Genomic DNA, 3,339 nt, shown 5'->3' on the forward strand with positions numbered 1-3,339 from the left:
CAGGACGCTGCGCCGTTGCTGCTTCATCATCTGCTTCCTCGGTAGGTCAGAGGGCCTGAAGCTGCTCGCCGACGTGAGAAGCCCATTCCCCTAGCGGCCGGAACGCGCCGTTGCAGCCGGATGATCTCCGCGTCGAAGTGCACCGCTCGCGGCAGCGGACAGACGTCCGCCGCGTTCTCCACGACGACCGTGCGCAACCCGACCCGACCCGCCGTGATCTCGGCCATCGCACCGAGCGGCCGTATGCCGGCAACAAGAACGCCGTAGGTCGCCATGGCTTGAAGAATGCTCCCGACGATCATGAATGTCAAGATTGACGTGTTGTTATTGACATACTAGTTTCGGCCCTACGCCGACACCCACTTGCGGCGGAAGGAGCCCAAGGTATGGGGCTCGCCAGTTGCACTCGGAAGAGGCAGGCGCGGCGATACCCCTGACCGAGGCCGAACTTCTTCCGGTCGTCCCGGATCCCCACGCGATCTGGTACGCCGCGCTGCCCTACCTGGGCCACGTTCGCGAGGGCGGTGATCGGCCCGGCGGTGTTTCCCGTGTCCCTGGAGCTTCTCTTGAACGTGTTGCTGTGGGTTTTCCAGTCCCTGCTCGCCGTCGCCTTCCTCGTGGTGGGAGGCATGAAGATCGTACGAAACAGAGCAGAACTGGCCCAGGTCTTCGGCTGGGTCGAGCAGTTCTCCGACCCCTCCGTGAAGATCATCGGACTGCTGGACTCGCTGGTGGGCCTCGGCCTGATCCTTCCGAGCGCCACCGATATCGCACCGATACTGGTCCCCTGGGCCGCTCTCGGCGGTGTCGCGTTGGCCGTGGGCGGGTCCGTCGTCCACCTCCGTCGTTCCGAGACGTCACTCGCCGCCCTGAACCTCCTCTACATCGCGTTGCTGATCACGGTCGCGTGGGGACGTTTCGGGCCCTACCAGTTCTGACCGACCATCCCTGGCGGCCGACCCCCCTGGCCATAAGCACCAGTGCCGCTCGCCATTACCGGACTGTCCCCCAGCCGGCGTTGAGCAGCCACACGGAGCAATACGCGTCGGGCTACGGGCATCGGCGGATTCGGTCCCGCCGCCCGCGAAGCCGCTGGGGGTACGCGACGACCTCGGTCACAGGAAGCCACCAGTAGCCGAGCTTGTCCGCGTCGAGCTCAATGGGCGCGGTATCGAGTCCGCGCGTAGTGGTCGTACGGCGACGGCTGTACCGTGGCGCGAACCGAGTGACAAGTTGGCTCAGGTGCGTCCGTTGGCCCTGGGTGTTCGCCCCAGACGACCTCGACGGCTGTGCGGGGCTGAGCGGCCTCCGCATCGACAAGCGCGAGCGACAGAACCGAGCCGAGTGGCGCGACGCTCGTGGTCTGAACCGTGAAGCCGATCGGTGTCCCGTGCCGCTCGATCCGGTACCGGCCGTAGTTGTCGTGGCAGACGTCCGGCTTCAGGCCCGCAACAAGCGCGTCGCCGGGTTCCAGTTCCAGCGTCACCTTCTTACGGCGGACGACGTCCTTCGCTGTGCGGCTTCCCTCCTACTGTGGAGACCGTGACCGGAGGGATAGTTGGGGGTCATGGCATCCGGGAAGCGCATCTACGACGCCGAGTTCCGGGAGGGGGCGGTACGGATCGTGACGGAGACCGGGAAGCCGGTTCCGGAGGTGGCCGAGGATCTGGGCGTCCGACCCGGGACGCTGCACAGCTGGGGCTCGCGGGCCCGGCGCAACGGGTCGCCGTCGATCCGGCCCACTGGACGCGGTCGACCTGCGCGAACTGGGCGGCCGCGGTCTACGAGATGGCCGTCGGGGACTACGTTCAGCGCGTCGACCACCTCCACGGGCGTCGTGGCGACCCGATCGCTTCACGGACCAAGTCCCACATCCTGATGGGCACCCGCACGTTCCTGCGTGACCTGCAGGAATGGGAATGGATCCCTAGACGTTTCGACACGAACCGGGCCCTGGCGGTGCCCCGCACGATGGCGGCCCCGATCTCTACCGACCCCCGCGTCATCGCGGATGAGGTCTGGGCGAAACTGCTGTGGGCCGGACTCAACCTCCAGGCCCCAGACCTTCCCGGCACTTCCGCCGGCAGCTACCACCCCCTGGAACTGATCCGTGCTCTCGCTGTGACCTGGCTGTTCTCCCGCCTGCGCAGTGACGAGATCTCCCGGCTCCGGGTCGGCTGCGTCCGCTGGCGGCACGAGGGACAGCCCATCGAGGGCGCCTCCCGCGAGGTCCTGGCCGAGCAGGCCGTCTGCCTCCTCGACGTCCCGGTCAACAAGACCAGTACAGCCTTCACCAAACCCGTCGACCCGATCGTCGGCCAGGCCATCGAGGCTTGGCAGGCCCTGCGGTCCACCCAGCCCGAACGCCTCGACGTCAAGACCAACGAGCGCGTTGACTTGCTCTTCTCCATCCGGGCCCACCCGGTCGCGAAGAACTACATCAACCGCACCCTGATCCCCTCGCTCTGCGAGAAGGCCGGAGTGCTCATCTCCATCCCGTTGACTGGCGACGAAGGCGCCGCTGTCGGTGACGGCCAGACCGCCCTCGACGCACTCCTCGGCCGGCTCGCCGAGGCCCCCACTCGCGCCGGCCCCAGCCCTCGCGACCTGAACCGGCCAACCACCTCCGCACTGCTGCCGATCGTCGAAGTCGACAAGGCACCCAATAGCGAAACCGCAGGTCACAGATTCCACAGAATCGTCGACTACCTCAACTCGGGGTCCGACCTCATCGTGACGTCCGGTAACCCGAAGAATGTCTCGGACTTCGCCTCGCTGTGCGGCCTGAAGCTCGGCGTACAGGCCGGCACGACGCAACTGAATGACGCGAAGGCAGCCTCGGCCAAGGACTGTGCCGGCAAACCGATCGACATCCAGACCTTCCAGACCAACGACGCGGCGAACCTCGCGCTGAACTCCAAGCGCGTTGACGCGGTCTTCGCCCAGTCGGCGACCAACGCCTACGTCACGTCGGTCTCCAAGGGGCAGTACAAGGTAGTCAGCAAGACGGACAACCCCGCACTCATCGGCGCGTGCATGGCCAAGGACAGCAAGCTCGTCAAGGCTGTCCAGGCCGGCATCCAGAAGCTGATCGACGACGGAACGTACAAGACGATCGTCGAGAAGTGGAACCTGAAGTCCAGCAGCGTCGACACGGCCACCGTCAACGGCGGCCAGTGAGATTCCCTGCTACACGAAAGGTGCTGCTCAGCTACTCAGAGGGGGGTGCCCCGTGACTCGGTCAGGATCCACGCCTTGCACCGTGGCCTCAGGCCTCCTTCGCCAGGGCTGCGAATGCCGCTTCCTGCACCACGTGCTCCTCCGCATAGCGGTGCTCAC

Annotated in this window: 4 protein-coding genes; 3 read left to right on the top strand and 1 reads right to left on the bottom strand. The window is 66.2% G+C overall.

Going from position 1 to position 3,339, the window contains the following annotated elements; all coding sequences use genetic code 11:
• Window positions 1-572: 572 nt before the first annotated feature.
• Complete coding sequence (locus tag ACFY6U_RS52100; RefSeq protein WP_390050200.1) at window positions 573-938, top strand: DoxX family protein; 366 nt, start codon at window positions 573-575, stop codon at window positions 936-938.
• Window positions 939-1,156: 218 nt separating this feature from the next.
• Here ACFY6U_RS52100 and ACFY6U_RS52105 read toward each other — a convergent pair whose 3' ends face one another.
• The gene (locus tag ACFY6U_RS52105) at window positions 1,157-1,486 is read right to left on the bottom strand and encodes a hypothetical protein (RefSeq protein WP_390050194.1); all 330 of its coding nucleotides are present in this window, start codon (window positions 1,484-1,486) and stop codon (window positions 1,157-1,159) included.
• Window positions 1,487-1,567: 81 nt separating this feature from the next.
• On the opposite strand from ACFY6U_RS52105, the gene ACFY6U_RS52110 reads away from it, so the two are divergent.
• Together ACFY6U_RS52110 and ACFY6U_RS52115 are read left to right on the top strand one after the other, a co-directional pair.
• Window positions 1,568-1,879: a transposase gene (locus ACFY6U_RS52110; RefSeq protein WP_390050196.1), complete on the top strand. Its 312-nt coding sequence runs from the start codon at window positions 1,568-1,570 to the stop codon at window positions 1,877-1,879.
• Window positions 1,789-3,180: a transporter substrate-binding domain-containing protein gene (locus ACFY6U_RS52115; RefSeq protein WP_390050198.1), complete on the top strand. Its 1,392-nt coding sequence runs from the start codon at window positions 1,789-1,791 to the stop codon at window positions 3,178-3,180. The genes ACFY6U_RS52110 and ACFY6U_RS52115 overlap by 91 nt, the downstream gene beginning before the upstream one ends.
• Window positions 3,181-3,339: the final 159 nt, after the last annotated feature.

Origin of the sequence: Streptomyces sp. NPDC013157, from assembly GCF_042899865.1 — a bacterium.
In the GTDB taxonomy this organism is placed as follows: domain Bacteria; phylum Actinomycetota; class Actinomycetes; order Streptomycetales; family Streptomycetaceae; genus Streptomyces.

What these genes read in the sequence shown, in the direction of transcription:
- ACFY6U_RS52110 (WP_390050196.1), top strand. Translation starts at nt 1,568, where the DNA reads ATGGCATCCGGGAAGCGCATCTACGACGCCGAGTTCCGGGAGGGGGCG.
- ACFY6U_RS52115 (WP_390050198.1), top strand. Translation starts at nt 1,789, where the DNA reads ATGGCCGTCGGGGACTACGTTCAGCGCGTCGACCACCTCCACGGGCGT.